Source organism: Streptomyces sp. YS-3 (assembly GCF_045257485.1).
Taxonomy (GTDB): Bacteria; Actinomycetota; Actinomycetes; order Streptomycetales; family Streptomycetaceae; genus Streptomyces.
Genome location: NZ_JBJHPC010000503.1, coordinates 1 through 5311 on the forward strand (window position 1 = coordinate 1; position 5311 = coordinate 5311).

At 72.2% G+C, this 5311-nt stretch carries 7 protein-coding genes; 1 reads left to right on the forward strand and 6 read right to left on the reverse strand.

What is annotated here, in order from left to right:
• Positions 1-928, reverse strand: a 928-nt coding sequence (locus ACJA3G_RS29260; RefSeq protein ID WP_406556046.1) for an asparaginase, incomplete at its 3' end; no start/stop codon positions are given.
• A 49-nt stretch (positions 929-977) separates the two neighbouring features.
• Positions 978-1586 (reverse strand): ABC transporter substrate-binding protein, encoded by a 609-nt coding sequence (locus tag ACJA3G_RS29265; protein ID WP_406556047.1) that lies wholly within the window; start codon positions 1584-1586, stop codon positions 978-980.
• A 143-nt stretch (positions 1587-1729) separates the two neighbouring features.
• On the opposite strand from ACJA3G_RS29265, the gene dtd reads away from it, so the two are divergent.
• Positions 1730-2155: a D-aminoacyl-tRNA deacylase gene (dtd, locus tag ACJA3G_RS29270; protein ID WP_406556048.1), complete on the forward strand. Its 426-nt coding sequence runs from the start codon at positions 1730-1732 to the stop codon at positions 2153-2155.
• 49 nt (positions 2156-2204) lie between these two features.
• On the opposite strand, the gene ACJA3G_RS29275 is transcribed toward dtd, so the two are convergent.
• From ACJA3G_RS29275 to ACJA3G_RS29290, 4 genes are all read right to left on the reverse strand, one after another.
• The gene (locus tag ACJA3G_RS29275; RefSeq protein ID WP_406556049.1) at positions 2205-3185 is read right to left on the reverse strand and encodes a YgfZ/GcvT domain-containing protein; all 981 of its coding nucleotides are present in this window, start codon (positions 3183-3185) and stop codon (positions 2205-2207) included.
• A 10-nt stretch (positions 3186-3195) separates the two neighbouring features.
• On the reverse strand, positions 3196-3642 hold the full coding sequence (locus ACJA3G_RS29280) for a Fur family transcriptional regulator (RefSeq protein ID WP_406556050.1): 447 nt from the start codon (positions 3640-3642) through the stop codon (positions 3196-3198).
• 88 nt (positions 3643-3730) lie between these two features.
• Positions 3731-4303, reverse strand: coding sequence for an FABP family protein (locus tag ACJA3G_RS29285; RefSeq protein WP_406556051.1), 573 nt, complete (start codon positions 4301-4303; stop codon positions 3731-3733).
• A 238-nt stretch (positions 4304-4541) separates the two neighbouring features.
• On the reverse strand, positions 4542-5311 hold a 770-nt coding region (locus ACJA3G_RS29290; protein ID WP_406556052.1), incomplete at its 5' end, for a hypothetical protein.

Here is a 5311-nt window from a genome sequence, read left to right on the forward strand (position 1 = left end):
GCTCGGCCCCGCCCAGCAGCGGCGCGCTCCCGATGCGCTCCACGACCGGGCCGTCCACGCCCAGCAGCCGCAGGGCGCGGGCGAGGACCGGGCCGAGGGCGCGGGCGGCGCCGTCGTCGACCTTGAAGGCGAGCGCCCGGCCGTCCGGCAGCGCCACCGCCTGCACCGCCTCCGCGCCCATCTTGGACAGCACCCCGGGCACCTCGCGCATCAGCCAGGTGTCGGGGCGGCGGGTGCCCGCCACGTACTCGGGGTGCGCGCGCATCGCGTCCGCCACCCGGCGCTCCGGCGTCCCGGGCTCGGCCAGCACGAACGTACGGAAGGCGCGGGCCAGACCCGTCAGGCTGATCGCCATCAGGGGCGCCCCGCAGCCGTCCGTGCCGACCGTCGCCACCGGCTCGCCCGCCGCCGCCTCCACGCCGTCGTGGACGAGGCGCTGGAGCGGGTGGGCGGGGTCGAGGTAGGACCGCTCGTCCCAGCCGTTGAGGCGGCAGGCGGCGAGCATGGCCGCGTGCTTGCCGGAGCAGTTCATGGTGACCCGGTCGCGGACCTGGCCGGCCGCCAGGTACGTCTCGGCCTCGGCCGGGTCCAGCGGCAGGTCGGGCGGGGTCTGGAGGTCGTCCGGGGTGAGCCCGTGCTCGGCGAGCATCTTGCGGACCAGGTCCAGGTGGAAGCCCTCGCCCGAGTGGCTGGCGGCGGCGAGCGCCAGGCGCTCCCCGGCGAGGTCGAGCCCGGCCCGCAGCACGGCGGCGGCCTGCATGGGCTTGTTGCTGGAGCGCGGGAACACCGGCGCCGCCGGGTCGCCGAGCGCGAACTCCACGCCGCCGTCGGCCCCCAGCACCACCAGCGAGCCCCGATGGTGGCCCTCGACGAAACCGGAACGTACGACTTCGGCGAGGACCGGGGATATGACGGTGTCGGTGCTCATGGCGCAGGCCTTCCGGGGCTGGACCGCCCGGTGACCTTGGATTCGTCGGTCAGATGAGCAGGTCGTCTACTTGTGCTTCCCCTTCACGGTACCTGCGGGCGATCTCCGCGCTGCAATCGTCGGCGGTCCGCTGGAGGTGCTGGCGGCGCCGCGAGACCTGCTGCTCGTACCGGATCAGGCGCCCCATGGCGGTGTGCAGCTCCTCGTCCGTACGGGCGTCGAGGTCGGAGAGCTGGACCTCCGCGTCCATCTCGGCCGCCAGGCGCCGGTACTCGGCGCTGCGCGGCGTGGAGAGCGTGACGTGGCGGGCGGAGGCGCGGTGCGGCGAGGGCGCGTCCGCCAGGATCTCGGAGAGCCGCTCCACGACGGGCGTGTGCGGCCCGGTGCGCCGGGCGAGCTCGGCCCGCAGGATGTCGATACGGCCGTGCAGCAGCCGCCGCACATAGCTGAGATCGGCCTCGTCGCTCTGCGACTGGCGGCACAGACCGCGCAGCTCCGGCAGCCGCAGCGCGGTCAGATCGTGCTCCGTTGGTACGGAGAGGTGGTCACCGGCACGCTGTACGGGTGGTCGCGACACGGCCACCCGCCCGGCCGACGCGCTCGTCCGGATCAGCGAAACGGGGCCGGGCGACTGCTGCCCGGCGCCAGGAGTGCTCATGTGTCTTAACCGTCCCCTCGACCGGTGCGGGATGGGGCGCACCGACTGTCAGCATCGTGCCACTCCCCGTGGTGCATATGCAGACCCGCACCACCCGTTCGGCCCCCGTGGGGCCGGATTGGTGCGTGGAATAGGTTGGTTCCATGCGAGCGGTGGTACAGCGGGTCGACGGCGCGAGCGTCGTGGTGGCGGGCGAGACGGTCGGCGAGATCACGGGCGAGGGCCTGTGCGTCCTGGTCGGGGTGACCCATGGGGACACCCCCGAGAAGGCCGCGCAACTGGCCCGGAAACTGTGGTCGGTGCGGATCCTGGAGGGCGAGAAGTCCTGCTCGGACGTGGCCGCACCGCTGCTGGTCATCTCCCAGTTCACCCTCTACGGCGACGCCCGCAAGGGCCGCCGCCCCACCTGGAACGCGGCGGCCCCCGGCGAGGTGGCCGAGCCGCTGGTGGACGAGGTGGTGGCGCGGCTGCGCGAGCTCGGCGCGACGGTGGAGACGGGCCGCTTCGGCGCGGACATGCGGGTGTCCCTGACCAACCACGGCCCGTTCACGGTGCTGGTGGAGGTGTAGCCCGTACGGCCCCGCACGGCGGTGCGCCCCAGCGGGGCCCCGCGGGGGACTACGGCTCGACCACGACCTCCTGTGCGGCGGCGGTGTTCCCCGCCAGCAGCTCCGCGTCCACCGCCACGTTCCGCTTCACCAGCGCCAGCGCGATCGGCCCCAGCTCGTGGTGGCGGGCCGACGTGGTGACGAAGCCGATCTGGCGGCCCTCCGCCCCGTCCGCGGCGACCCGCAGCGGCGTCCCGTGCCCCGGCAGCAGCACCTCGCTGCCGTCCAGGTGCAGGAAGACCAGCCGGCGCGGCGGCTTCCCCAGGTTGTGGACGCGCGCGACCGTCTCCTGGCCCCGGTAGCAGCCCTTCTGCAGGTGCACGGCGGTGCCGATCCAGCCCAGCTCGTGCGGGATGGTGCGGTGGTCGGTCTCCAGGCCGAGCCGCGGCCGGTGCCCCTCGACCCGCAGGGCCTCGTACGCCAGGATCCCGATCGCGGGACCGTGCTCGGCGGCGAACCCCGTCAGCTCCTCGCGCGGCAGGAACAGGTCCCGCCCGTGCGAGGTCTCCCGTACCACCGTGCCCGCGGGCGGCTGCGCGATCGATCCGGCGGGCAGGTGCACCACCGCGAACTCCGCCGTACGGTCGGCGACTTCGACGCGGTAGAAGAACTTCATCGACTCCAGGTACGCCACGAGCTCGCCCTGCGTCCCGGGCTCGACGTGCGCCCACACCGTCGTCCCGTCGTCGACGAGGTAGAGGGCGTGCTCGATGTGCCCGTGCGCGGAGAGGATCAGCGCCTCGGTGGCCAGACCCGGCCGCAGATCGCTGACGTGCTGGGTGAGCAGCAGGTGCAGCCAGCTCAGCCGGTCGTCGCCGGTGACGGTGACGACGCCGCGGTGCGAGAGGTCGACGAGGCCGGTGCCGGCGGCGAGGGCGCGCTGCTCGCGGAAGAGGTCGCCGTAGTGCGCGGCGACACCGTCGTCGGGTCCCTCGGCGGGGACGGCGCCGGGGAGGGCCAGCAGAGGGCTCATCGTGGAATGTCGCTGCATGACTGCAAGCCTACGACGTGGTACTCGCACCCTCCGCGGCGTTCTTGGCACAGTCCTGGCACTGGCCGAAGATCGCGAAGTGCTTCATGTCCGTCGTGAAGCCGAACGTCGAGCACAGCTTCGCGGTGAACTCCGCCGCCACGTCCACGTCCGCCTCGATCACCGAGGTGCAGTCCCGGCAGACGAGATGGATGTGGTGGTGGCGGTCGGCCAGATGGTAGGTCGGGGCGCCGTGTCCCAGATGGGCGTGCGAGACCAGACCCAGCTCCTCCAGGAGCTCCAGGGTCCGGTACACGGTGGAGATGTTCACGCCGCCCGCCGTCTTCCTCACCTCGGTGAGGATGTCGTCGGGCGTCGCGTGTTCCAGTACGTCGACGGCCTCCAGCACGAGCTGGCGCTGGGGGGTCAGCCGGTACCCGCGCTTGCGGAGGTCGCTCTGCCAGTCGGTGGTCACCACACGCCCAGTGTAGGAGCCACCGCGGGATTGCCCCCGCGCGGAACGGATCTCCCCCGGATCTCCGTACTCGGTGGCCTGCTCGCTCTTCCTACTTGAAGAAGGCGATCCCGTCGTCCGGCAGGTCGCCCAGGCCCCGGGCCATCTCCGCGACCTCCTCGGGCGTGACGACCTTCTTGAGGTGCGCGGACATGTACGGCCGCAGCTCCACCTCGGGGGTCGCCTTCTCGCCGACCCACATGAGGTCGCTCTTGACGTATCCGTACAGACGCTTGCCGCCGGTGTACGGACCGGAGGCGGCGGTGCGCGCCACGGCGTCGGTGACCAGGTCGATCTGCGGCTTCTGGTCGGCGAGCTCGCCGTACCAGATCTCCACGACGCCCTGGTCGCGGACCATGACGACCTCGACCTTGCGGTCCTTGTCGATGCGCCAGAAGCCGGACTCGGTCTCCAGCGGCTTCACCTTGTTGCCGTCGGCGTCGAGGATCCAGGAGTGCGAGACGTACTCCAGGAAGTCCCGGCCGTCGTGGCTGAAGGTGACGGACTGGCCGAAATTGGCCTTCTCGGCGCCCGGGAAGTCAGTGACACCCGCGCCCTCCCAGGTACCGAGGAGGAACGCGAGGGGGACGAGGTCCGGGTTCAGGTCGGACGGGATCTCGATCATGAGGCTTCGATCAGTCTTTCGTTACGTCTGCGGCTGGGGCGCGGTTCAGCGCTGGCCCTGGTACAGCTTCTTCACGGCCAGAGCGGCGAAGGCGAGGACACCGACGCAGACCAGGACCAGCAGGGTTTCGAAGAAAGCCTCAAGCACGGGGTGCTCCTCGGATGAGCGTGTGGGCAGTAAAGGGCCGAACCCCAGCCTAATGGGTTCGGCCACGGCCTTCTCTGTGAGGTGCGCCCCCTCAGCCGAGCAGCTGGTTCTGGAGGACGACGGTCTGCTCGAAGGGGACGGCCTTCGCGGTGCCGGGACGGGACTGGACGACGAGGGCGAGGACATCGCCCGCGAGCACGTACGCCTGGCGCAGCTGCTCCGCCCCGTACGGCTGGACCTCGTTGTACGGGTAGCGGGAGGTGCCCTCGACCTGGGCCTCCATCGGGAACGACCCGTCCAGCTCGGCGTAGTGGGCGCCGAGGAGCGCGTGGTACGGCGTGCTGTAGCGGGTGACGTCCCGCGACTGCACCCGCTCGGCCAGGGCGTGCGTGTCGAACTGGAGCAGGAAGATCCGGCTCCGGGTGCCGTCGGGCATCACCCAGCCCCGGGCCGCGATGTGCCGCAGCCCGTTGTCGACGAGCGACTGGCCGAAAGCCGCCCGGTCCTCCTTCTCGTACTGCGCGAGGAAGACCGAGGTCGGCAGCCAGCCGTCGTCCCCCTTCAGCGCGGGGTCGGGCCTGGCGCCCTCGGGGGCGGGCAGCACGAGCGCGCGCAGATCGGCGTAGTGCGTCTGCGCGGTGTTGGAGGCCGCGAGCGGCCGGGGCGCGCCGGCGGGCAGCGGCGGCAGCGCGATCTCGGGATACCGCCACCGCCCGTCCGACTCGGTGGCGAGCCCCGGCACGTCGGTACGGGTGCGGTCCACGACGGCGTACGCGGTGCCGGCGCCGACAGAGAGGAAGGCGAGGACGGCGGCGGCCCAGCGAAGAACGACACGGGCCCTGCGGGGGCGGGGGTCGGTAC